This window comes from Niastella sp. OAS944, from assembly GCA_024809215.1.
Lineage (GTDB): Bacteria > Bacteroidota > Bacteroidia > Chitinophagales > Chitinophagaceae > Niastella.
The window spans coordinates 253,026-278,618 of the sequence record JANUBW010000004.1 but is presented as its reverse complement, the minus strand read 5'-3'; the positions used below and the strand labels follow the sequence as shown (position 1 = coordinate 278,618).

Genomic DNA, 25,593 nt, shown 5'->3' with positions numbered 1-25,593 from the left:
ATGATCAGGTATCTTATCACCGGGTTGTTGCTGTTGATAACAACAAGCCCCTTATTGGCTCAAATATGGCAATGGTCGGTGCCGGTTAAAAATGCCCGTAATGCGAACGCCCGTGCTTATTTATGGGTGCCACCCGATTGTAAAAGTGTAAGGGCGGTGATCCTGGCGCAGAATAACATGGAGGAACAATCGATTATTGAACATCGGGTATTTAGGGAAGAAATGAGCAGGCTGTCTTTTGCCATCATTTGGGTATCGCCGTCATTCGATCATTTATTCCGCTTTAATGAAGGGGCCGGTGAAACATTCAATGCTTTCATGAACGATCTTTCAGCTGAATCGGGATATACCGAATTGAATTATGCGCCGGTGGTCGCCGTTGGCCATTCTGCCGCTGCCAGCTGGCCTTATTATTTTGCGGCCTGGGCTCCGCAACGTACTTTGTGCGCAATATCTGTAAGCGGTCAATGGCCTTATTTTCGCCATCCAACCTTTGCTCCTGATATCTGGCAAAAAGATCAGAACATAGATGGTATTCCCTGTTTAGAAACAATGGGGGAGTATGAAGCTGCTGCTACCTGGTCAACAGAAGGTTTGAAGGAACGAAATGATCATCCGCATGTACCCTTAAGTATGCTTGCCTGCCCCGCCGAAGGACATTTTTCCGCCTCGGAAAAAAAGATAAAATACATTGCTTTGTATATAAAGAAAGCCGCGCAATACCGGCTGCCGAAAAACAAACCGGCGAATACAGCGCCTGTATTATTACCGGTAGATCCTGCAAATACCGGTTGGTTAATGGATAAGTGGCGATTGAATGAAGGGCCCGCTGCACCGCCTGCTCCTGTGAAAGAATATACCGGTGATGCAAAACAGGCTTTTTGGTTTTTTGATAAGGAAATGGTAAACGCTACGCAGGCGTATCAGGCTGCTTACCGCAATAAAAAAGCACAGTTACTTGGTTTTATCCAAAACAATAAAATTGTTGCGCAAAGGAATACGCATCAGCAGGTAGACCTTGCTTTTCAACCATTACATGATGGCATCACTTTTAAGCTAACACCTGCATTTTTAGATACAGTTCCGGCTGCTCATGCCCGTACTGCCGAGTGGACCGGCTTGCCGGCCGGTTCTCCCATTGCTCATGCAAATAATGGTCATATTGTTATAAACCGCATTACAGGTCCATTCAAAAAAATAAATGATTCTACATTTCAAATATGTTTTGAAAAAGGACTCAATGATCTTGCAAAGGGATATCAATGCTGGTTTGCGGCAGAACATGCAGGCGATGCAGGCTTTAAACCGGCCGTGCAGCAGGCTAAAATGGACATACCGGTTAGAAATACAGAAGGAAGATCACAAACTATCAATTTCCCTAAAATAGAAAACGTTAAGCAGCATGTTAGATCGTTACCATTAATGGCAACATCCAGCGCCAGCGTGCCTGTACAATATTATGTTCGGGAAGGCCCCGCCTTTATTGCCAATGATAAATTGATCTTCACCAAAATTCCCCCGCAAAGTAAGTTCCCGGTAAAAGTAACAATTGTAGCCTGGCAGTATGGTTGTACTGCCGGGCCTGCGCTGCGTTCAGCAGAACCCGTTGAGCAAAGCTTTTATATTCTGAAGTAAATTGGGCTTATATATTTGCTTGTGCCCTTACGTGTGCGGCTTGCAGCTTTTCGCTATTATTGCAAAACAATCTAAACGCATAATGAAATTTAGAGTAGCGCAATCGTTAGCATATTTACTGATTCTGGCCAGCTGCCAGTCGAATAATACCCCAAAGCCATTTGAGTTTGAAAATTCAAGCAAAGACTCACTGGCCGATCAATTGATCGTTTTAAAAAGAGCGGCCATTGAAGAACAGACAGGCCCTATTGGTGCCGGAAAGTATATCACTATAAAAAAGCCAACCGGAGTTCCCATGGTCATTCAGTTCGATGATCTGAATGGCGATGGCCAGTGGGATGAAGCTGCATTCTTATATTCCTTTGCACCAAATGAAAAGGTAACCTTTAAACCCGAGTTATCTGGCTCACCGGCCACAATAAAAGCCATGGTGCGTGCGCATGTACGGCAAATGAAAAAGAATGCCGATAATACATTCGGTCCGGTAGCGCTCGATAAAGATACCATGCCTGTAAATGCATTGCCTACCGATTTTTCAAAAGTAGCATTGCCGCCGTACCTCACCGAAGGCCCGGCCTGGGAAAATGATAAAGTTGGTTTTCGTTTGTATTTCGATGTACGTAATGGAAAAGACATCTGGGGCAAAACAACCGAACGCATGGTGCTCGATGAAGTAGGAACAGATACTGCTAAGAACTATCATCATCAGGCCGATTGGGGAATGGATGTATTAAAAGTAGGCGCTTCATTAGGCGCCGGATCGCTGGCGTTACAGGCTCCTTTAGCTAATGGAAAAGATACGTTAGTACGTTTAGGCGGAAAGAACATTGAACAGGTTACCTATGAAAAAGTAGCTGATGGCCCCGTACGCGCCATTTGCCGTTTAAAGTATAGCAATTGGAAAATTGCAGAGGGAGTAGAGCCTGTAACTGTAGTAGAAGAAATTCATATCTGGGGCGGACAATACTTTTATGAAAGCCATGTTACTGTAACCGGTGCACCTAAAGGCGCTCAGTTGGTAACAGGTATTGTTAACCTGCATAGCAATGCAGTGCATGAATTAAATGCCGGAAATTTCAAAGGCATCTTTACATATGATGTTCAATCAGAAAATAAAGACAAACTGGGTATGGCCATTGTTATGCCCAAAGCACAGGTAGCAGGCACTGCCACAACACCTAACGCCAATACAGACATTCAAAATACATATATTATTAAAGCCAATCTTAAAAACAACGAACCAGTTGTATATCGCTTTTATGCAGGCTGGGAGAAGAGTGATAGCCGCTTTACTTCAGCTGAAGGGTTTGAACAATTTCTTAAGAAAGATATGTAGTTTGTAAGTTCATTGCAGGCGTGTCGCGGTTCCGTGGCACGCCTTTGTTTTTCACGCAAACGTTTGCATGCAATAGCAGGTGGAAATATTTCAGCTATTTTTTTATTTTTACGAGAACCGAACAAACCATAGCCACCTGCTTTGAGACAACACACAGACATCGATTTGCTTGATTTGACAGCCAAGGGTAATAGAGACGCTTTTGACGCTCTATACGACCGTTATTGGGAACTATTATACAATGCTGCCCAGCGACGATTAAAAGATAAAGAACAATGTAAAGACATCATTCAGGAAGTATTTATCGATCTTTGGTGCCGGCGCGGCCAAGTCTCCATAGATAACATAAAAGCATATTTGTTAACTGCCGTTCGCTTTCAGATCTATAAATTAGTTGCAAAAGAAAAAGCCGGTCCTGCCTTTTTTGAACTCTACGAAACCATTGCCGCCTCTACATTTGACGCCGAAGGAAACATAATGGAAAAAGAATTCCTTGAACATGTAAAACAGTGGATCGATGAACTGCCGGAGAAAAAAAGAACAATGTTCCTGCTTCATACCCAACACGATAAGTCTACCAAAGAAATAGCCAACGAATTAAGCCTTTCACAAAAAACAGTGCAGAACCAATTGGGCGCCACCATTTCCCGCTTAAGACTACATATTGCCAGTTTTTTTATGATGTTGTAACGTAAGAAAACTTCGAAAAAACCTGCATTCCGCAAGGGAGTTTTTGCCATTTCCGGTACTTACTATAAAAGCAACCGCATAATGGCTTATTCAAACGCCAGGAGAAAATTCATCCGGCTAATTCAAAAGTACCTGACAGGCAAGGCTTCGCCTGAAGAAGAACAATTCATTGAAGCCTATTACGAAAGTTTTGATGCATCAAACGACCAGTCACAAATTGAGAGCGAAGAGGAAAAGGAACTGCTGAAGCACGAGATGAGAGCAGCCATCTGGCAACAGATAGATCAGGCTAAACTGCAACCGCAGCGTATTCCTCTTGTAAAAAGATTATGGTTTCGCAGTGCTATGGCCGCTGCCGTGGTGGTATTGGTGTGTATACCCGTATACTATTATATTATAAAAACACCTGCTCCCAAACAGGTAGTTCGGGCAAATAATAAACCGGCAACGCCAAAAAATGATGCATTGCCCGGTGGTAACAAAGCAACATTGACTTTAGCCGATGGATCGATAATAGATCTTGATGGTGCTGCCAATGGAACGTTGAGCGAGCAAAACAATACCACAATTACTAAGAAGGACGGGGCATTAAAGTATGAACCGGCAATCGGCAACCGCCAATCGGCAATAAATGCAGTTGAATATAATCTGTTGTCAACGCCTAAGGGCGGACAATACTTTCTTGAACTGCCCGACGGTAGCAAAGTGTGGCTGAACGCAGCATCATCGATACGCTATCCAACGGCATTCAATAACAAAGAACGGCTGGTTGAGTTAACCGGTGAAGCCTACTTTGATATAAAGAAAAACCAAAATATACCTTTCCGGGTGCATTTCACTTCCTCATCGAAAGATGGGGGAGACCGGGAGGGGGTGATAGAAGTGATGGGTACGCAGTTCAATGTAAATGCTTACAATGATGAAAGTACCATCAGGACCACCCTGCTCGAAGGAAAAGTAAAAATAGCGAGCAGCGATAAGAACACGGCCATTCTGATGCCGGGCCAACAGGCGCAAATAAAGAATACTTCAATAGGCAATGGTCATATAAGAGTGGTAAACGATGTTGATACTGAAGAGGCCATAGCCTGGAAGAACGGACTGTTTTATTTTGATAACGTAGACATACAGGCGATCATGCGGCAGCTGGCACGCTGGTACAAGGTGCAGGTGATCTTCAAAGGCAAGATCCCTGCACGCCGCTTCGCCGGACAGGTATCGAGGAACTCTAATCTTTCACAAGTTTTGAAGATACTGGAGTTGAGTAAGATTCACTTTACCGTGGAGGGTGATGTTGTTACCGTAGTGCCGTAGTGAGGGGTTGACAGGTTGAAAGATAAGCCCCTCCCCCCACCGGGGGAGGGGTCAGGGGAGGGGGCCTTTTGCTGTTTCATGACTAAGTTACTTTCCTGTACACCATAAAACCAATATATAAAACCTATGGACCCGTAAAACCATTAAGAAGCCTTTTAACCCATAAAAAAACCGGAAACATTGGCGTGTTCCCGGTTGAAATGATTGGGTTAACGGGTAACAATTAATTCGTAACTGCTAAACTTTAACCAAAGGAAAAAGAGCTCCGAATTGAGAGCCGGCTGCTCTATTCCGCAATCCATTACAAAACTATGTCATTGAAGGTTTTTTGCCAAGCGCCTTCTCCCCAAGGGGAGCGGAAGGTGAAACGATTACTTTTTAAAACCGCGTGGCTTATGAGATTTAGCGCTGTGTTTTTACTGGCTGTTTGCCTGCAGGTACATGCTACCGGATACTCTCAAAAACTAACATTGAGCCGTCATAAAGCGTCGCTCGATCAGGTTTTTAAAGAGATCCGCAAGCAAACCGGTTACCTGTTCTTCTACGACCTCGAATGGCTGCAAAAAGCAAGCCCGGTTTCTATTGATGTGAAAAATGCTCCATTGAAAGAAGTGCTGGACCAATTGCTACATGATCAGCCATTGACCTATAGCATAGTTGATAAGACAATTGTACTGAGCGTTAAGGATGCGCCAAAAAAACTGAACATTGGTAATGCCGTATTTGCCGATGTACATGGCACCGTACGTAATGCCACCACAAGAGAACCCATTGAAGGCGTTACGGTAGCTATTCGCGGTCAGGTACGCGGAACCCGTACGAATGCCAAAGGTGAGTTCACCATCAAAGGCGTTGAATCCGGTTTTATACTGGTGTTTTCATATGTAGGCTTTACAACGGCCGAAGTAAAAATTGCCGATGTAGATAAAGAGCTGTTTGTAAACCTGGAAGTAGATTCAAAAGGCCTCGAAAATGTTGTGGTAGTAGGTTATGGTTCTGTAAAAAGAAAAGACCTTACCGGCTCCGTTTCGCAGGTAAGTATGGAAGATATGTCAAAAGCGCCCGTGCGCTCATTTGAAGAAGCGCTGGCCGGCCGTATGCCCGGTGTAATGGTTTCTTCTACCGAAGGACAACCCGGCTCCGCCACCACCATCGTTATTCGTGGTAACAACTCCATTACACAGGATAATTCTCCCTTGTACGTGATCGACGGCTTTCCCATTGAGAACCCCGACAATAACATCCTCAACCCAAATGACATTGAATCAATAGATGTATTGAAAGATGCATCGGCCACCGCCATTTATGGCGCAAGAGGCGCAAATGGCGTTATCATCATTACCACAAAAAAAGGTAAAGATGGTCCCCCGGTGGTAAGGTATAATGGCTCGTATGGTGTTCAGCAGATAAATAAGACCATTCCCGTAATGAGCCCCTATGAATTTGTAAAACTGCAACAGGAGCAGGGTGTGTCTGAGCTTAATCAAACCTACCTCGCAAATGGTGTTACCCTCGAAGATTACAAAAATGTAGAAGCCATTGACTGGCAGAAAAAACTGTATCGCGATGCGCGCATGATGGACCATAACCTGTCTATCACCGGCGGTTCGGGTAAAACGCGGTACGGCGTGTCGGGTAATTTATTCGATCAGGATGGTGTTATTATAAATTCTAATTTCAAACGTTATCAGGGAAAGATTTCCCTCGACCAGATAATTAACGATAAAGTTAAGGTGGGTGGTTATATTTTATATACCAACACCAAACGTCTTGGCACCATTCCTTCAAACCAGTCGAACTCATCGATGAACAACCTGTTGTACAGTGCCTGGGGCTACCGGCCTGTAAACCCGTTGAACCCTGTAAAACAGGTTGACGGAGATTACGAAGAAGAGCTGTTCGATGATATGGTGGCATCGTCAACCGATTACCGGATGAACCCCGTTATAATAGCCGAGAACGAATACCGGTTAAAGAATATCACCAACCTTATTGCCAATGGATATGCTGAGATCAGTTTTTTGAAAAACCTTAAACTGCGCGTAACCGGTGGTATTAACAGGAATGTGCAACGCAGCGATGCTTTTAACAACTCCAAAACCCGTTCGGGTAATGCCAATACGCAAACGTTGGTAAATGGTTCTATCACGTTTCTTGAAGTTACCAACTGGCTGAACGAAAATACCCTCACCTTTGAGAAACGCTTTAACAGCAATCATAAGATAAATGCCGTAGCGGGTGTCACTGTACAGGGAAACCGGAGCGACTATAATGGCACTGTGGCCAGTCAATTGCCTTATGAATCACTTGGCCTAAGTGGTTTAGGTTATGGCAAACCTACACCGTTAACCCCTGAATTGTTAGAGTGGGCGCTGGTATCGGGTTTGGCGCGTGTTAACTATACGTTTAAAGACCGCTATCTGTTTACAGCATCGTTCCGGGCAGATGGTAGTTCTAAATTCAGACCAGAGAACAGATGGAGCTATTTTCCTTCAGGTGCTTTTGCCTGGCGTATAATGAATGAGCCGTTCATGAAAGATATTTCCTTCCTGAGCGATGCCAAGTTAAGGGCCAGCTGGGGTATTACAGGTAATAACCGCGTAAACGAATATGCAACTTATCCCAAAGTCGATTTCCCGGCCTCTGCCTATTATTCTTTCAATAATACTCCGCAACAGGGCGCCGTACTGGCAAGTTTGGCCAGTGAAGACCTGAAATGGGAAAATACCACGCAAACCGATCTCGGTTTTGATGTAGGTTTCTTTAAACAACGTCTTACCCTTACCGTTGATTATTACAAAAAAACAACCGACAACCTGTTGCTGAATGCGGCATTACCGCCAACAGTCGGTTATCCTACAGCTTATAAGAATATTGGTAAAACACAGAACGAAGGATTCGAGCTCGGTATAACCACAACCAATGTTAGCAATAAAGATTTTACCTGGAACACCAGCTTTAATATCTCGTTCAATAAGAGTAAGGTGATGGCGCTTGCCCAAAACCAGGAAAGTATGACCTCTAATATGGCCTGGGACTCATGGTATTCTTCAGTTCCTTTATATATCTCAAAGCTGGGGCAACCGTTGGGTCAAATGTATGGTTTCATTTATGACGGGGTTTACCAGTATGAAGATTTTGACAAGGATATTAACGGTAAATATATCCTGAGAGACAATATAACTACCAATGGCGCTACCCGCAACACCATTCAACCAGGTGATGCCAAGTATCGTGATCTGAACAATGATAAATTGGTAAACGAAAATGATCGTACGGTTATTGGTCGTGGGTTGCCCGTTCATATCGGTGGCTTAAGCAATACTTTCAAGTACCGTGGTTTCGATCTGAATATATTCTTCCAATGGTCGTATGGCAATGATCTCGTAAATGCCAACAGGTTGAATTTTGAGATCGGTAACAAAACCTATCTCAATCAGTATGCAAGCTTCGAAGGACGCTGGACGCCCGAGAACCCCACCAGCAATATACCCCGTGCCGGTGGCCAGCCAGGTTATGTTTATTCAACCCGCATTATTGAAGATGGTAGTTACCTGCGCTTTAAAACCGCTGCGTTGGGTTATACCCTTAGCTCAAAATTATTGCGCAATATAAAGATCAAAAGCTGCCGGCTTTATTTAGCTGCGCAGAACCTGTTAACCTGGACGAAATATTCCGGTTCCGATCCTGAAGTATCGATCGGTTATTCAGCGCTTACACCAGGCTTCGATTATTCGGCATATCCACGTGCCAGAACAATAACAGCCGGTTTGAATTTGTCGCTGTAACCAATACCTGAAACGTAATAAAATTGTTTAGATCAATAACGATAATAATATGAAAAGAAGATTTTTTTTACTGGGTTCGCTGGCTGTGATGATCGCAGTGGCGGGCAGTTGCAAAAAATTTCTTGATAAGAAACCGCATTTCCTTGGTCCCGATGCTTATTATTCCAACGAGAACGACGTAAAATCGGCACTGGCCGGCATATATGATATTGTAGGCCAGGAAACCATGTGGGGCGGACAAATTCCCATCAGGCACAATGCTACTACCGATGAGTCGTTTTTTTCGTATCAAACATTCCCCTCGGGCCCATTCAGATATAATTATGATGCTTCCGATACGTATGTAGGCGGGCTTTGGCGCAACCTGTATACCGGTATTGAAAGAGCGAATACGCTGCTGTTCAATATCGACAAAGCCGAAATGGATAATGGCAAACGGGCCATTGCAAAAGGAGAAGCCCTGTTCCTGCGCGGCTTCTATTACTTTACGCTGGTGCAGTATTATGGCGATGTGCCATTGAAACTGTTGCCATCGACATCGGTAAATAATGTAGATATTGAACGTACACCAAGCAAAGAAGTATATGCGCAGATCATTGCCGATATGAAAGAAGCTGAAACGTTGGTGAAAACATCTTCGGAGATCGGTTCATCGGGACAAGTATCCAAATCAACCGTGCGCGGCATTTTAGCGCGGGTATTTTTAACCATGGCCGGCGCCCCTTTACATGATACCGAAAAGTTTAAAGATGCGCGGGAATGGGCATTGAAAGTAAAGGAGAGCGGTGAGCATATGCTGAACCCCGAATTTTCAAAAATATTTATTAATGAATGTGCCGATGTTGAAGATAATAAGGAATGTATTTGGGAGGCCGAAGCCTATGGCACCAATACTGATCCCTATCGCGAAGGAGGCCGCATAGGCAATGAGAATGGCGTATTGTGCCGGGCAACCGATGATATACTTAAAGACGTTGGTTATGCTTACGGGTTCAACAGTACTACCTACAGGCAATATTTTTTGTATGCACCTAATGATGTACGCAGGGATTGGACTATTTCTACATACAGTATGAATACCGCCGGGGTAAAAACAACTTTGGCTGCCAGCAATATTTATGGACGTAACTGTGCCAAATGGCGCCGGGAATATGAGGTGGTGTCGCCAAAGACCAAGAACTATACGCCAACCAATTTTCCCATGTTGCGCTATGCCGATGTGCTGCTGATGCTGGCCGAAGCTGAGAACGAAGTTACCGGTGCTACGGCACTGGCCCATGAAGCATTGAACCTGGTACGCAAAAGGGCCAGGTTGGCAGATACAACAATTGCCACCCAGGAAGGGTTCAGGGCAGAAATTAGAAATGAGCGTGCACGTGAGTTGTGTTTTGAGGGATTGCGTAAACCCGATCTTATTCGCTGGGGAATTTTTGTGCAAACTATGCAAGATGTAGCAGACGAATTCAGGGCAAGGGCGAATGCATCTTTTCAATATGCAGCTGTAAATGCAGCCAGTGTAAATGAAAGGCATTTACTGTATCCCATTCCATTAGCCGAAATGTCGTTGAACAAGAAAATGGTGCAGAACCCATTCTGGTAATCACTCACCACTCACAACTGACAACTCATAAAAAAATCCTAATGCAAAGAATTTTCATCATAACAATAGCTATCTTATTTGGAGTAGCCTGTAATAAAAAAGAGGTTGATGCAACCGGCTTTACAGTTACGTCAGATAAAGAGATATATACCACATCCGATACAGTGAAGTTTGCCTTCACCGGCAATCCCTGGTACCTTACATTTTATTCGGGCGAGCCTTATCACCGGTACGAATACCGCGACAGGTTAACTGCAGACAGTGGCAAACCCGTGTTGTCGTTCACTTCAACAGCAACTGTTGGTAAACAAACGAATACCCTGCGTTTGCTGGTGTCAACCAACTTTTCGGGCGTGTATGATTCGCTTAATGTTTATCAGGCCACCTGGACCGACATTACCGCAGAAGCGACGTTGGCCGGTGCTGCAGATACTAAATCAGGTAATATAGATCTGTTCCCTTATGTTGATGGTGATAAACCTTTATATATAGCGTTTAAGTATACCGGCAAGGCGCTCACTGCACAAAGAACCTGGGCTATTAAATTGCTGGCGGTAGATAATGTGTTGAAGGATAGTACTTCATTTGAAGTGCTTGGCATTGGCGAATCTACCGTTGGTTTTAAAGCGGTGCCAATGAAAGTGCCTGCCATTGCCTGGACGATCTCTACCACGCAGCTAGGCATAAAAGGTTATACTTCAGATGCTAATTCCGTAGCCGATACAGAAGGCTGGGTGGTATCAAAACCCATAAACGTAAAGAAGGTGTTACCCGATACCGGCACCCCTTTGAAGAACATGACCACAAGCATGTCGTCGCTCAATTATATTTATAATACTGCTGGTACTTATAAGGCTACGTTTGTTTCGGCCAATATAAACCGGTATAGTGAAAAGGGCGAAGTGCAGGAAATTCCTATTACTGTTCAATGATAACCCGATAGTTCCACTTTTTGATCCGTTTCTTTCACCTTCTCGGGGCTAATTGCCCTGGGAAGGTTTTTTGTTTTTAGAATGTGGAGTGATTTAATGTAGAGATATATGATATAATTCTCCGGAAAATGAACCCATTTCCATCAGTAATTATATAATTGCCCGTGAGAAATAGGTCAGTTTTCCGGAAAAACGATATGATTTTCCGGGAAAATTCAAAATTTCCCGGAAATATGAATCTATTCTCCGGAAATAAAGTCGTTTTTCCGGAAAAGCGAACCATTCTTCCGGGAAACAAACTTGATATGATTCTCCGGAGAATTGGCTAATTGCCGGTGGCAATTAGCCAATTCCAATTGGCAAAAGATAATTTTCCCGGAAAAATGAGAATTTCTCCGGGAATAATTAAAATTTCCCGGAAGAATGATGTGTTTCTCCGGGAAACAAACTGTTTTTCCGGGAATATGAACCTATGTTATTCGGAAACTGCCCATTTTCCCTGAGAAATGATAGCGGACTAAGCTGAATTCGGCCTACATAATAGACGAGAGAGGTAAGGCTAACCCGATAACTTGTCTTTACATTTTTTACAATACTGATTTGAACTATTATCAACCGTTTTTATACTTTCATTGGCATCGCTCATAATGCAATTCTTTGTAGCGCAATGATCGAGACCCTGGTTATGTCCCAATTCATGAATGACAACTGTACGAATGCGGTGTTTGAATTGCTGCATGTTGCTGGTATGTAAACGATGATCGCTAACCACGCACGATCTTCCGGGTTTAAAACCCATTCCAAAAATGCCCCAAACGGTATAGGTATTTTCCGGCTTTTTGATTGCTCCGTTTGCGTACCTGGTGGTGAAAATATCTTTATGGGTAAGTCCAACTACTTTGTAAATTGAATCCGGGGTATTTCGGGCCAGCCATCTTATGAGTGAATCGGCGGAGTAACGTTCACCTTTGGTTGTATTTAAAAAGGCGGCGGGCATGGTGGTCTCATTAAGAACTACTACCCGGGTTTTGAAAAAGCTTTGCAGTTCGTTTTGAATAAATTGTAGTTGCTGTTTATCGTATGGGCCAATAGGTTGCAGGCCAATAAGGTGTTTTTTTTCAGCGCGTATGGGACTTGTACAATAACTCAAAAGGCCGGCGCTAATGATGAGAACAATAAGTTGAATGCGGGTTGCAGGCATGGAGTAGGGTTCTGGCTCCAAAATAGAAAATATCGGGCAGGAATGGTAGCTAATAATTTCTTAATTATAAATGGCTGCTAATGGCGGCTATAATCTCTATATTGTGCGTCTAACTGAACAACTTAATAACTAATAGCATTGAATAAGATACTTTTTTTCTTAATGCTTCTTATAAGCACAGTTTCTGTTGCACAGCCAATTTCTTACACTGCGGCAAATGCCCATTCTCATAATGACTATGAACAACGTGTTCCATTAACCACTGCTTATAACGAAATGTTCGGGTCAATTGAAGCGGATATTTTTTGGCAGAATGGCGAATTACTGGTGGCGCATAAGAAAGAAGAACTGGTTACACATCGCACATTGGAGGACCTGTACCTGAAGCCATTAAAAGCATATGTTGAAAAGAACAAAGGTTATATTTATGCCGATACATCACGTAGCCTGCAGTTTATGATAGATCTGAAAACAAACGGCGATACTACCCTGGGTACACTTGTTGAATTATTACAAAAATACCCGGCGCTTACCAATTGCGCTACGCTGAAAATTGCCATCAGCGGCAACCGGCCTAATGCGAATACCTGGGCTTCTTACCCACGCTTTATTTGGTTCGATGGGGAATTGCAGCTGGAATATTCTACCGAAGCACTTGCCCGCATTGTGATGCTAAGCGCCGAGTTCAAAAAATACACCAGCTGGAATGGAAAAGGCGAGCTGCTCCCTGCACAGCGCGATACCCTGCAACAGGCCATCAGCCGGGCGCATACCTTGGGCAAACCCGTTCGTTTTTGGGGCGCGCCCGATACAAAAAACACCTGGCAGCAATTGATGAGCCTGAAGGTTGACTATATTAATACCGACAAGATCAAAGCGTTGAGTGCTTTTATTCGTCATTAACAAGACCAAAGTTTGCATGTTCGGCTGAATTTATTACTTTCGAACCGTTCAGGTAATTACTGCTACGCTAATTCTTAAGCCTACATGCAACAACAAAAGCGATTCCTGGCCCTTGACGTTTTCAGGGGCATGACGATCTGCTTCATGATCATTGTGAATACCTCTCCCGATGGCGATCATACTTTTGCGCCATTACTACATGCCAAATGGCATGGGTTTACGCCTACAGACCTGGTATTTCCATCCTTCTTATTTGCTGTTGGCAATGCCATGAGTTTTGTAATGCCGAAGTGGGAAGCGGCCTCAACGTCTTTTGTTCTTACCAAAATATTCAAACGCACCCTGCTTATATTCTTATTGGGCTACCTCATGTACTGGTTTCCCTTTGTGCGGTTGGATGAAAAAACGGGTGAATATCTTTGGCTGCCCTTCGACAAAACACGGGTGTTTGGCGTTTTGCAACGCATAGCACTGGCCTATTGTTTTGCCTCGTTAATGCTTTACTTCCTAAAATTCAGGACAACTGTTATTATCACTGCGGCCATTTTGATCTTGTATTACCCCGTAATGTATTTCTTTGGCGATGCGCCCGACCCGTTGTCGCTACAGGGTAATGCAGTGGTAAAACTCGATCTGTTGCTGCTTGGCCCCGATCATTTATACCATGGCAATGGTGGTGTGCCATTTGACCCCGAAGGCTTTTTAAGTACATTCCCGGCAATTGGTAATGTAGTGGCAGGCTTTTGGGTTGGAAAATATTTAAAGGAGAAAGGCGGTACCTATGAATCGCTTACAAAATTGATGCTGGCCGGTTTTACTTTGCTGGTGTTGGCGCATTTCTGGAATTATTCTTTCCCCATCAATAAAAAACTCTGGACAAGCTCCTTCGTTTTACACACCGTTGGGCTCGATTGTCTTATTCTGGCTGCCATTGTTTACATAGCCGACATTCAACAAAAAACTTCCTGGACACCTTTCTTTCAGGTGTTTGGCAAGAACCCGCTGTTCATTTATATGCTGTCGGAGTTACTGGTGTTTGTATGGAACACATTCAGGCTGCCTTCCGGAAAAACCTTATTCCATTGGCTGTATGAAAACATCTTTATTCACGCCACTCCGTATGTTGGTTCGTTGTTACAAGCCATTGCTTATATGTTGCTATGTTGGGTAATTGGGTGGTGGATGGATAAGAAGAAGATATATGTGAAGGTTTAGTTTGTAAGTTATTCAGTTGTTCAGTTCGTAACTGAAAACTGAACAACCGAATAACTGAACAACTCATGAACTCAAGCCTGTACGTTCCATAAACTCATTCGTAAACACTTTCTGTGTAACATCATCTAACAACTTATGTCTGGCCGTAAGCCATTTATTAATGTTTGCATCGCCATACATTTTGCGAATGCGGGCTTCGTTCAGATTGAAGTTTATTTTGCCCCAGTGAAGTGTATACTCTAAGCCAATTTCTTCAAAGCGGTTCCATACGCTACTGAAAAATTTTCGGCTGCTGGCACTCTCAACCCCATCCATTTCAAGCACACAGGTTTTTTCGAATTTGGTAAAGCCCAAAGTTGCCCTGGTGCCCTTTACAAAACGCAGGGCAAGTCCGCCGGCGAAAGGTACTTTGGCGTTAATAGCTACAATTTCTTCAATAGCACGGCTTGCATTGGCGCTATCAATAGCAATGGCCGCGCTGGCCGCCTTACCACGAAATTTTGTATTGGTGAAAATTTCGCCTATGGTGCCGGTAACCTGTTCGTTTGATGCAAATGCCAATGGAAACAGTTTCGTTACCAACGGGGGCACCAGTTTTTGTGTAAGCTTTTTACCAATGTTATCAAGAATGGTTTGAATGAGCCCTAGCAATTCATCGCCATATTGAAAATTGCCTGGTGGCGGTTCAGGTTTAGTATAATCGGTGCGGTATGGCGTTTTGTACATGGCCTTTAGAAAAACACCTTTATCGGCATCATTGGCCGCAAACCTATGTGGGTTTACTACCACTTCAAAATGATATAAACTACGGCCGGGGCTTTCGGGCGGAAAGGGAAGAAATTCATTCAACGCTTCAAACTTCCATTCGTTGATGGCTTGTTTCAGTTTGTCGTTGTAAGGAATATTGGCCGCAGTATATTTTTCAAGCAGGTAAATAGGTTCTGTTTCAAGCAGCACGCCATGAATAAAACCAAAACTGCCAAAACTTACCACGGCGGCATTAAACAATTCATCATCCCGAAAAACTTCTGCCCCCAGCCAATCGGTAAACGCCTGCGATGCTACGGGGTACGATGCCCGTTCGAGCCAAACATGCCGGTTGGCGCCGGTGATAATGTGTAAACCTATAATAGCGTCATGAACAGCGCCTGCTTTTATACCCGCGCCATGAGTGCCGGTAGCTGTAGCGCCGGCAATGGTTTGTCCGTTACTGGCGCCCGAAGCGCGCAGGCACCGTAACCAGCCATTTTCATCTTCCAGTTCTTTGTTCAATTGCAAAATGCTCATGCCACATTGGGTAAATACAACATCTTGTGCAGTTTTACCAGTGGCCAGGTATTGGGGTGATAAAAAACTATTACCAATTGAAAAAAAAGTACGCAACTCCCGGGTATCTACAATGCCGCCATTACAAACGGCCACTTCACTAAAGCTCCAGCCATTACCCATGGCACGCAAACGGATGTTGTTATCAATAGCATGCTGAATAAGCCATTGAAAGTTTTTAGTAGTGGCGTGATAATTCTTTTCCTGCTCGGTAAAGGCAAAGGGCAGTCGCAGGTTAAAGCTTGCATCTTTTGTGAGGTTAACCGTAAAGTTTTGATGACCGTTCTGCCAGTTGGTTATAAGAAGCAATGTGATACCTTCAGGTAACATAAGGAAGAGTTGATAAGTTGATACGTTAACAGATGACAAGGTTGTCCTGAATTCAGCGGTCTGATTGTTTTTTGACTTGTTAACATGTCAACCTGTTAACTTGTCAACTTTACCTAATTTCCGAGATGCCCGGGTTGAAGATTAGGCGGCGAACAACACCAGGAAATTTTTTGTGGAATTACAATACCAAGCGTAATAACTGTTAGTAACACGTTACCCGGCGTGCTTTTTATTACTACTTTATTCAGGTGATTATAACGTTTATCGCATTGTGGTCGTATGTCTTTTGATTGTTTCAGTCCCCAGAAGTAATGCCAAACGGTTGTGTCCTTATTAATGTTGGTAGCATCGGCACAATCGTATTCTGTAATTATTTTTGTGCTGCTACAGCTGGTAAAAATGCAGGTTATTGCGGGTACAACTACAAATAAAAGCAATGTTAGCGGCTTTTTTAATGTTGCTGGCGAATACATATCGTTTGTTTAAAGGTGTATGGGTAGGAGTGGGACTATAACGAATATCAAATCTAGGCTTTTGTACGCGGCATACCAATACCACAAAGGGGTTAATAAAATTTAATGATCCATGTCAAATTATTTGTTGTTCGCAAAACAATATACAGCAGGGTTTTATCATTATTGTTGAGAAATGTGTGCAAATATTGACAACAACTTTTGATCCGTTGCAATGTAAAATGTGTTTACTTTGAAGTATCAGGAACAACTGCTGTTTGAAAGTATGAATAACGATTGTTAACTGCAACATTACGGTTCGATCTCATTTGCGGAACGAACGCAACCCACAACAATAAAATACTCAGGTATGCAAACGCTGTCTCCCCGGAAATTTGTGCAAACTAAAGCGCGCACATTGCCCCTTACTAAGTGTATGGTGAATAAAGATTGGGAAGAAAGCCAGATCGCCAATGTTTCGGTAATGCGTAAACACGCGAATGGAAATGTTACAATAGGTTTATATCGCATCGATCTGTTATGCCTGGGTGTAAAAGATACTGTATTTTTTTTCAATACGTCTGAAGACGAGTTTTTTACTTCTTATAGCCGCGAGTTGGCCGATTTTAAGGAAATAGATTATGCCCTGGCGCATAATATTATTTTTGCCGGTCACGATTTTGCCCTTGAATTTGATATTCATCCCCATCATAATTTTGAAATTACCCGTTTTATACTGGAAGAAGACGATCATGAAGTACCTGTTATTGAAGTGCCGGTAGGTACCGATGGGTTGCCGCATTTAATTGTTGAAAAAGCAGGCCAGTTTGCCGAAATACTCGCCAAATTAAAACAATATGCCGGCGAGGGGAATTATTATTACACTATTGAAGAGCAGGGTGCGCCGCGTTTGCGTGAAGAGGTGGTGGCTATTAACCTCGACATAGATACCATTCCCGCTGGTGAAGTAAGTTTAAGTAATGTGCAAAGTATTCGCTCAGATGATATGTTGAATACCGATAAGGTTCAACAACGTTCTGTGCTTGAACAAATAACTATTCATGCAGAATTGCTTACGCGTTTATTGCCGCCCGAAATAAATACCTGTACAGCTGCCGAAGAAGTGATGTGGCATGAGATGTGGGATGAAATAGGGCATGGTGCTGAAGATCCCAATAATATACTGGAAGAACATTTTGAAGAACACATAGAGGTTACCAAACAAACCGACGACCTGGCCGAATTGCTCGACCGTAACAATGAGCAGTTGATGCAAACGTATGAAAAGAAGATGATCGCCCTTGCAAATAAGTATGCGCACAATCCGCTTGCATTGCAAACTATATATGAACAGGGTATATTGCTCGATTTAAGCGCTGTATGTGCAACTGCAAAACAGCATGCACTTAAAATGTATAAATATTATCCGGTACTTAATTTCACGTTGGCGCTGGGCGGGCTTATTCAGCATGAGCCCGATGACCGGTTTGAGAACATTTACGCGCATGTAGATATTCGCGATGCCGTGCCGGGTTATGAACAATATCATTCTTCGGAGGTGGTCAATTTTTGGCTCACACGTTTATGGATCTGTCTTGAACAAAAAGACATACGGCGCGCCGTTCAATATTATTTTATGCTGGTTGATGGCAAAGCAACCGGTTGGTTGTTGTTGCCGGTGCTGGAGAAATATGTTGAGGTGTTGTATCGTTACAATAAAGCATTAAAAGATATGGAGGAGGGGAGTTGACGGGTAAGTTGAAAAGTTGATAGAGGTGATAAAAGTTGATAAAGGCCTTCTGTGCGTCAGCATACAACTGTATTTTATTTCACGTTTCACGTTTGCCGTTTCACGGGTGTTACTGCCGATTGCCGATTCACGATTGCCGTTTTAGTAAATGTGAAAAATATTTTCTAACATACTATATCATATAATTCCGCTTGTTGATTCAATATTTCTACAAATAACATTACATAGATCATATTATTGAAAGCAGCTCACCGCTCACCACTCTCCATTCACGATTCCTTAATAAAGGCACTACTTGTTTTTGTGTTATTAACTCCTATATTTGTTCAGCTCTTTACAATAACACGTAGCCACTTAACGTTTAGCGAATAGTACTTGCCTGTACAGGATCTGCATTCCATCTCTTACTTAACTTCTTGCCAAAATTTCTTGCCTGTAATTTTTCAATTTCTTGCCTGAGTGCAACCTTATTATGATTGCCGCTTGTCCTGCATGCCATTTTGGAAAAGCAAGCAATTATTAATCATAAAAATATTTACCTATGGCACAAAAGGGCTTTCTTATCGACATGGATGGAGTTATTTACAAAGGCAGTGAACCCATTCCCGGAGCTGTTGAGTTTATCAATTCATTGCGTGAAAAAGGGTATCCTTTTTTGTTCTTAACAAACAACAGTCAGCGTACTCCCCGCGATGTGTGCTACAAATTGCGCAAATTAGGTTTCAATGTAAACGACGAAGATATTTTTACCTGTGCTATGGCAACAGCCCGTTACCTGGCATCACGTAAAGAACATGGTACCGCATATGTTATTGGCGAAGGTGGTTTGCTTACCGAGCTGCATAATGTGGGTTATTCAATTGTTGACGATCATCCGGATTATGTGATCATAGGCGAGGGTAGAACGATTATGCTTGAGTCGGTTGATAAAGCCATCAACATGATCATGAACGGATCGAAGCTCATTGCTACCAATCTCGATCCTAATTGCCCTGTAGGTAGTGGAAAGTACCGGGCCGGTTGTGGCGCATTTGTCGCAATGCTCGAATTTGCTACCGGCAAACAGGCGTTCAGTGTTGGTAAACCCAGTCCGGTAATGATGCGTATGGCGCGAAAGATCTTACAATTGTCAACCGACGAAACCATTATGATCGGCGATACCATGAGCACCGATATATTAGGAGCCGGCTCTATGGGTTTTACAACGGTATTGACCCTGTCGGGGGTAACCCGGGAGGCAGACCTCGATCAGTTTGGATATGCGCCGGATTTTATTATTAAATCTGTAAAAGATCTGCTCGATGATACATTGTTTTCCCGGGTTTTGGATAAACAACACGAGCCGGTGTTAAATGTGGCTTAAAAAGACGATTTAAATAGGTTCCGAATACTACATGTTTGAGAGGATGAGCCCCGACGCTTTTGTCGGGGCTTATTTATTCGTTAAAACTTCATAATTCACTGGCTTTCATCATTCATTTTTTTCATTTTTGCCGGCATGTTTTTTGGCTTTAAATTGCCTCACTTTTCCCCACCCCTGATCGAACTCCCTGAACCGTACAGTAGTTGCTAATTGTACAACTGTACCAATAATGACAAGATATATACTGGTTTTAATTCAGCTGGTTTGTTTGCTTATTGTATTAAATGGTTATGGCCAGGAAAATAAATGGTTAACAGGAACCTGGAGCGGTGTTTATTTTGGTGAGAAGAGCAAGCTTACAAAAACCTTCGATACCCGGCTACAGATCAACAAGGTGAACGGCTCATCGTTCGAAGGTATAGTGCAATGCATTTTGCCCAGCGATACCTCTGTACGGCTACATACACGTATTACAGGCCGCATTTACGCCCACCACATCATGACCAAATTAAAAGAGGTTGTTTACTTTAAAGATCCGCCGGGCCGCTATACCTGGGCCAAACATTGCAACCTGTGCGACAGTATGAAGTACAGTTTTGAAAAAGTTGGCGATAGCGTGGTTTTACAGGGCGAAAGAAGATGCGATACACTTTGTAATATAGTGGCGCGCTATTCCAAAGACATCGGCTCCCTGGTGTATAAAGCGGCCTTTTTGTACGAACCCGATCTTTCGCCGCGCAAACTCAATAACAAAACAGCCGCTACACCCGTCAATACTGCCAATACCAAAAATATAGGCGGCACAACCGCCAAAACCGCCAGCGTTGGCAATGGGTTTAACTTTATAAAACCCGTTTATAAAGATTCAATGGTTGGGCGCGAATTCTTTGCCGGCCGAACGGTAAGCACGCCAAACCGATACGTCATAAACGCCGATAGCGTTGAAATACGTTTTATGGACAATGGCATTATTGATGGCGATACCATCAGCGTGTTTTACAATGGCCAGCTGATTGTGCCAAAACTAAGCCTGAAAGAAAAACCATATATCGTTAAGCTACCGCTGTTTCCCGATTATCCCAACCGGCTGGTGATATATGCCGAAAGTCTGGGCGAATACCCACCCAATACCGCCCTTGTGCGTATTATTTATGGAAAGAAAGAACAGAGTTTTCTGCTTAGTTCCAGTATGTCGAAGAGTGGCAGTATTGAGATGATGAACAATACAGGCGCTACCGCCTCCAGGCCTTAACAGAATAAATCATCCCAGTATCCTTTTTCTTATTCTACTAAGCGATTGTGGTTTTACGCCAACATATGAAGAAATATGATATTGTGGTATACGCTGCAGCAGTTCGGGGTACGATTCAAGGAATTTGCGGTAACGGAGCTCCGGTGGATCACTATACAAAGAACTGATCTGTTTTACCGATTCAACAAAGATGTGTTCGGCAATAAGACGGCCAAAACGTTCGCCGCCTTTTATATCGGAATAAAATTGTTGCAGGCCGGCATGAGTGATCATTAACAGGGTACTGTCTTCAATGAACTGGATGTTCTTGGTTGAAATGGAATGGTCGAGAAAACTCTCGTAATTGCAGGCGAAATAGCCTTCCATCCCAAATCCATAGATCAGTTCTTCACCTTCTTTATTGATGTAATATCGTACCAGTCCTTTTTGTATAAAACCCACATGCTGGCATATTTGTCCTTCTTTCAAAAAGTACTCACCCCGGGCAAATGTTTTCACTTTAAACAATTGCCGTATCAATTCTTTTTCTGTATCGCTTAACGGAACGAATTGCTGTATTCTGTTTATCAGAGATTCGTGCATAATGGCAAATTAATAAACTTTCACCTCCCATATGCCGGGTGTTCCTTTTATAAAGCTTACCCGCAGGTACTGCGCGGTAATGGTAAGTAAATCTATATGGGGCGATTGTATTCGAATATCGGTATGACCGCCGCACCGTTTCCAGGTTTTTCCATCGGTGCTGTAATCGAGTTGATACGCATGCCCGGCTGTTGGCATTACAAAGTAAGTGTCTAACCGGTTTACTTTTTTGGCCGAACCCAGGTCTATGGTAAATGTAGCAAGGGAATCATTTGTTGCTGCCATCCACCGCGTACCATTAGAAGCGTCGATGGCGTTTTGCGGCACATACGTTTCTGTTCTGTTGAGGGTGGAATCTTTGATGGGTTTTACTTTTAATTCGGATAATGAACTGGAGGCAGTTGCACTTTTGATGGCTTGTGTTTTTAGTGCATTTTTAGCCGGGTGTATGGGGCCAACGCCTGTATGGGTAAGTTCTACCGGTTTTATTGTACCATCTTCATTGAACAACAATTTATCAACCCATACCTGGCGGTTGGTGCTGCCGCGGCCAAACTCCAGATAGGTGAAATAATAATTATCTGTTCCTTTTACATTAAATACACAACCATGGCCGGGGCCGTAAATACCTTTTGCCCGGTCGGTAGTAGCAATTATATCGTTTTCGGGCGCTTCAAACGGGCCCAATGGCGATACCTTGCTGAACATATAAGCGTATTGGTAATTTTCATGTCCCGATAAAGTATACAGATAGTAATAAATACCCTTTCTTTTGAACAGGAACGGCCCTTCTGAATAACCCTTGCGTTTGGTAAGTACCACTACAGTAGTATCTAGTGTGATCATATCGGGGTTAACCCGGGCTGCGCCACGTTGCGCCCAAACCATATATGCTTTACCATCATCGTCAATGAACACTTCGGCATCTATTCCCTTGGTGCCCTTGGGACCTTTGTCGGTAACCAACGGTTTTGGCGCATCGGCACCGGTAAATGTATCGCCGCCATTGGCTATATGAAAGGGGCCTGTGGGCGAGGTGGCCATTGCTACATGAATATCGTGGTTAATGGTAGGGTACAGGTAATACTTACCTTTTACTTTGGTTACCGTGCTGGGCGCCCAGTATAATTGCCCAACTGCTGCGGGGAAGAACGACGTGCCTTTAAAGCTCCAGTTCACAAGATCTTTTGAATACCATACCACCGGTGGGCCGCTTTTGGCAAGTCCCTGACCATAGCCATCGGTAGTGGCATAGCAATAGAATGTACCATCAATTTCTACAATACTGGGGTCGGCAATAAGATCGGGAATAATTGGGTTGCCGGTTGGCTGTGCAGGCGCTATCGTAGAAGTGAAAAGGGTAAGGCATATTACCCAAAGCAATGCTCTCATTGTTAACTGTTATTGGTCTGGTTGGCTTGCAATGTACAAATTAGCAGGCGTACGGTGAAATATTATGCTTTACTGCTATTCGTGTTAAAATAGTTTATTTAACAGCCAATACCCCTACTAGCGCGGGTGGTAAAATATGGTTACTTCGTTTGTTATAACCATTCATCAAAACGCTTGTCACATGAAAAAAACGATTACTGCTGAGTATATCGGTAATGTATACTCTTATTACTAACACGCCTTTGCATTAATTTCCTGCAAACTCCCTTTAGTTTTCCCCATTTAATAATTGCGGTGCGATTTGTGCAGGAGCATCCGGCAGTTATATTTCAACCTTCTTCGCACCATTGTTCCAAGGATTTGCAGGAAAAGTATAGTCCCCCTTTTATTCCTGTTCATTTAGCTGGCAGCATATAAAACCCTGCCCGGGATTGCCATGCCAGTTAAATGACCTTAAAACAATCATCAAAACAATGAGAAAAAAAATTTACTCATTGCTGGTATTGCTTTATGTAATGCCCGCATGCCTTACTGCAGCTACTATTACTGTAACTTCATTATCGGCCCTGCAAACGGCTATTAATAACGCCGCTGCCGGCGATATCATTATTCTTGCCAATGGTACTTACACCGCCAGTACCGATATTACTGTTAATAAACAAGGCACAGCTACAGCGCCTATCACCATTCAGGCGGCATCAATTGGCGGCGCTGTTATTGGCGGAACAAACGGTTTCAATATCGTTAGTCCCGCAAAGTATATCATCATTAAAGGATTTAAATTCACCCATAGCGCTTCGCAGGCTACCATGGGTACCGGCACCAGCTTTTGCCGGTGGACGCGCAATATTTTTGAAACACCGGGCGAAGGCGAAAACCTGTTGTTGAATGGTAACGATCATGAAGTTGATTACAACACCTTTCAACATAAAAATGCACTGGGTCGCTTTATTGCCGTTCGCGGCTCTGGCAGCCAGATCGCCCAGCGGCTGCATATTCATCATAACTATTTTTGGGACCAGCAACCTCAAACGGGAAATGGCGCTGAAACGCTTCAGTTTGGCTTGAGTGGTTTAAGTCTTTCAAATAGCAACAGCATTGTAGAGTATAATGTATTTGAAGAATGTGAAGGCGAGAACGAAATGATCTCCATAAAAGCATCGGCTGTTACTATTCGTTATAATACCATCAGGAATTGTCCTGCCCAGTTTACGCTGCGCCATGGCAACCGTTGCCTGGTATATGGTAATTATTTTATCAATACCCCGGGCATTCGGATTTTTGGCGATGATCATGCTATTTTCAGCAATCACTTCGAGAACTGTAACCCGGCCATCAATATTGGTAATGGCGATGGCGAAGTGGCCGATGGCGATGCGCTTACTGTGCACGACCGGCCCGACCGCGTGCTCATTGCTTTCAATACCCTTGTAAATAATACAGCCAATATTACCCAAAGCGGTCGTACCAATGGGCTAGGCGCTACCAATACAACCGTTGCCAATAATATTGTACAGGGTGGGGGCGCCGCGGCTTCTATTGCCGGCCCGTATACCGGTGCGGTATGGAGCGGTAATATTATTTACCAAACCAATGGCGCCGGCTCCATGCCTTCGGGTGGCTATACTTCGGTAAATCCATTACTGGCGCGTAATGCTACCGGAACTTTTCATTTGCAAAGTGGCAGTCCGGCTATTGGTACAGCTACCGGAACATATGCAGCTGTTACGGTGGATATGGACGGACAAAGCCGCACCTCGCCGCTTGATAAGGGCGCCGATGAAACTTCAACCGGGCCTGTAATTGCACGGATACTTTCTGCTTCCATGGTTGGGCATAATGGCAGCGATGCGCTTGACTGTTTGCCTGTAATTGCCAGTGCCGATGATGGCAATGTGCCCGGCAATGTATTGGATAATGATCTTAACACCCGCTGGAGCGCCAGTGGCGATGGCCAATGGATACAATTCTGTTTAGAGAATGCCAGAAGCGTTACCGGTGTGCAGATCGCTTTTTATAACGGCACATCACGCACCTCTACCTTTGATATTTTGACAGGCACCGATGGCATTAATTGGTCAACTGCTGCCGCTGGCCGTGTTAGCAGTGGTACAAGCGCCAGCCTGGAAACATTTAACATTACAGCTGTAACTGCAAAATACGTACGTATTGTGGGCCATGGCAATAGTGTAAATGCCTGGAACAGTTATACCGAAGTAGTTATTCTGCCCAATACCGTTGCTGCGCGGGTTGCGGAAGACGCACCGGCATCAAGCACTATGCTAACCAGTTATCCCAATCCATTTACATCAACCGCCAATATTACTTACCAGCTCGAAAAAGATGGGCATGTACAGCTAACCGTGCTCGATGTTGCCGGGCGGCAGGTACGCATGCTGGTGAATGCACAGGCCAGAGCCGGTATTCATCGTACAACGTTCAATGCTAACCAACTTGCCGCGGGAGTTTATTGGTTAAAGTTTGTTGTTGATGGAAAGGTGATGATGAGGAAGATTGTTAACCTAAAATAAA

18 protein-coding genes are annotated in these 25,593 nt (G+C 43.7%); 13 read left to right on the top strand and 5 right to left on the bottom strand.

All coding sequences use genetic code 11. The features are described from left to right. From GGD38_RS19510 to GGD38_RS19480, 7 genes are all read left to right on the top strand, one after another. The gene (locus GGD38_RS19510) at positions 1-1,635 is read left to right on the top strand and encodes a hypothetical protein (RefSeq protein ID WP_375302067.1); all 1,635 of its coding nucleotides are present in this window, start codon (positions 1-3) and stop codon (positions 1,633-1,635) included. An 82-nt stretch (positions 1,636-1,717) separates the two neighbouring features. Further along, complete coding sequence (locus tag GGD38_RS19505; RefSeq protein WP_375302066.1) at positions 1,718-2,971, top strand: DUF4861 domain-containing protein; 1,254 nt, start codon at positions 1,718-1,720, stop codon at positions 2,969-2,971. A 141-nt stretch (positions 2,972-3,112) separates the two neighbouring features. Further along, positions 3,113-3,661 carry an RNA polymerase sigma factor gene (locus tag GGD38_RS19500; RefSeq protein ID WP_375302065.1) on the top strand — a complete coding sequence of 183 codons (549 nt, stop codon included), beginning with the start codon at positions 3,113-3,115 and terminating at the stop codon, positions 3,659-3,661. Between the two features lie 81 nt (positions 3,662-3,742). Beyond that, positions 3,743-4,975, top strand: a complete 1,233-nt coding sequence (locus tag GGD38_RS19495) for a FecR family protein (RefSeq protein WP_375302064.1) — start codon at positions 3,743-3,745, stop codon at positions 4,973-4,975. Positions 4,976-5,370: 395 nt separating this feature from the next. After that, on the top strand, positions 5,371-8,763 hold the full coding sequence (locus GGD38_RS19490; RefSeq protein ID WP_375302063.1) for a TonB-dependent receptor: 3,393 nt from the start codon (positions 5,371-5,373) through the stop codon (positions 8,761-8,763). 49 nt (positions 8,764-8,812) lie between these two features. After that, complete coding sequence (locus GGD38_RS19485) at positions 8,813-10,363, top strand: RagB/SusD family nutrient uptake outer membrane protein (RefSeq protein ID WP_375302062.1); 1,551 nt, start codon at positions 8,813-8,815, stop codon at positions 10,361-10,363. A gap of 41 nt (positions 10,364-10,404) precedes the next feature. Next, positions 10,405-11,295: a DUF5017 domain-containing protein gene (locus tag GGD38_RS19480; protein WP_375302061.1), complete on the top strand. Its 891-nt coding sequence runs from the start codon at positions 10,405-10,407 to the stop codon at positions 11,293-11,295. A 559-nt stretch (positions 11,296-11,854) separates the two neighbouring features. Here GGD38_RS19480 and GGD38_RS19475 read toward each other — a convergent pair. Then, entirely contained in the window at positions 11,855-12,517 is a 663-nt protein-coding gene (locus GGD38_RS19475) for a matrixin family metalloprotease (protein WP_375302060.1), read from the bottom strand. 117 nt (positions 12,518-12,634) lie between these two features. Here GGD38_RS19475 and GGD38_RS19470 point away from each other — a divergent pair, with 117 nt between their 5' ends. Further along, positions 12,635-13,399, top strand: a complete 765-nt coding sequence (locus GGD38_RS19470; RefSeq protein ID WP_375302059.1) for a phosphatidylinositol-specific phospholipase C/glycerophosphodiester phosphodiesterase family protein — start codon at positions 12,635-12,637, stop codon at positions 13,397-13,399. A gap of 84 nt (positions 13,400-13,483) precedes the next feature. Then, positions 13,484-14,614 carry an acyltransferase family protein gene (locus tag GGD38_RS19465; RefSeq protein ID WP_375302058.1) on the top strand — a complete coding sequence of 377 codons (1,131 nt, stop codon included), beginning with the start codon at positions 13,484-13,486 and terminating at the stop codon, positions 14,612-14,614. 63 nt (positions 14,615-14,677) lie between these two features. Here the strand turns inward: GGD38_RS19465 and GGD38_RS19460 are convergent, their stop codons facing one another. After that, the gene (locus tag GGD38_RS19460; protein ID WP_375302057.1) at positions 14,678-16,270 is read right to left on the bottom strand and encodes an FAD-binding protein; all 1,593 of its coding nucleotides are present in this window, start codon (positions 16,268-16,270) and stop codon (positions 14,678-14,680) included. A gap of 113 nt (positions 16,271-16,383) precedes the next feature. Then, entirely contained in the window at positions 16,384-16,743 is a 360-nt protein-coding gene (locus tag GGD38_RS19455; RefSeq protein ID WP_375302056.1) for a hypothetical protein, read from the bottom strand. Between the two features lie 349 nt (positions 16,744-17,092). Here GGD38_RS19455 and GGD38_RS19450 point away from each other — a divergent pair, with 349 nt between their 5' ends. The 3 genes from GGD38_RS19450 (at position 17,093) to GGD38_RS19440 (ending at position 21,087) form a co-directional block, all read left to right on the top strand. Next, entirely contained in the window at positions 17,093-18,472 is a 1,380-nt protein-coding gene (locus GGD38_RS19450) for a hypothetical protein (protein WP_375302055.1), read from the top strand. Positions 18,473-19,013: 541 nt separating this feature from the next. Continuing rightward, positions 19,014-19,835 carry an HAD-IIA family hydrolase gene (locus GGD38_RS19445; protein ID WP_375302054.1) on the top strand — a complete coding sequence of 274 codons (822 nt, stop codon included), beginning with the start codon at positions 19,014-19,016 and terminating at the stop codon, positions 19,833-19,835. A 229-nt stretch (positions 19,836-20,064) separates the two neighbouring features. After that, on the top strand, positions 20,065-21,087 hold the full coding sequence (locus GGD38_RS19440) for a hypothetical protein (RefSeq protein WP_375302053.1): 1,023 nt from the start codon (positions 20,065-20,067) through the stop codon (positions 21,085-21,087). Positions 21,088-21,096: 9 nt separating this feature from the next. Here GGD38_RS19440 and GGD38_RS19435 read toward each other — a convergent pair whose 3' ends face one another. Together GGD38_RS19435 and GGD38_RS19430 are read right to left on the bottom strand one after the other, a co-directional pair. After that, a complete protein-coding gene (locus GGD38_RS19435; protein ID WP_375302052.1) occupies positions 21,097-21,669 on the bottom strand; it encodes a Crp/Fnr family transcriptional regulator in 573 nt (190 codons plus the stop codon). Between the two features lie 9 nt (positions 21,670-21,678). Next, on the bottom strand, positions 21,679-23,061 hold the full coding sequence (locus GGD38_RS19430) for a family 43 glycosylhydrolase (RefSeq protein WP_375302051.1): 1,383 nt from the start codon (positions 23,059-23,061) through the stop codon (positions 21,679-21,681). A gap of 473 nt (positions 23,062-23,534) precedes the next feature. On the opposite strand from GGD38_RS19430, the gene GGD38_RS19425 reads away from it, so the two are divergent. Then, entirely contained in the window at positions 23,535-25,592 is a 2,058-nt protein-coding gene (locus GGD38_RS19425; RefSeq protein ID WP_375302050.1) for a chondroitinase-B domain-containing protein, read from the top strand. The last annotated feature ends 1 nt before the right edge of the window (position 25,593 follow it).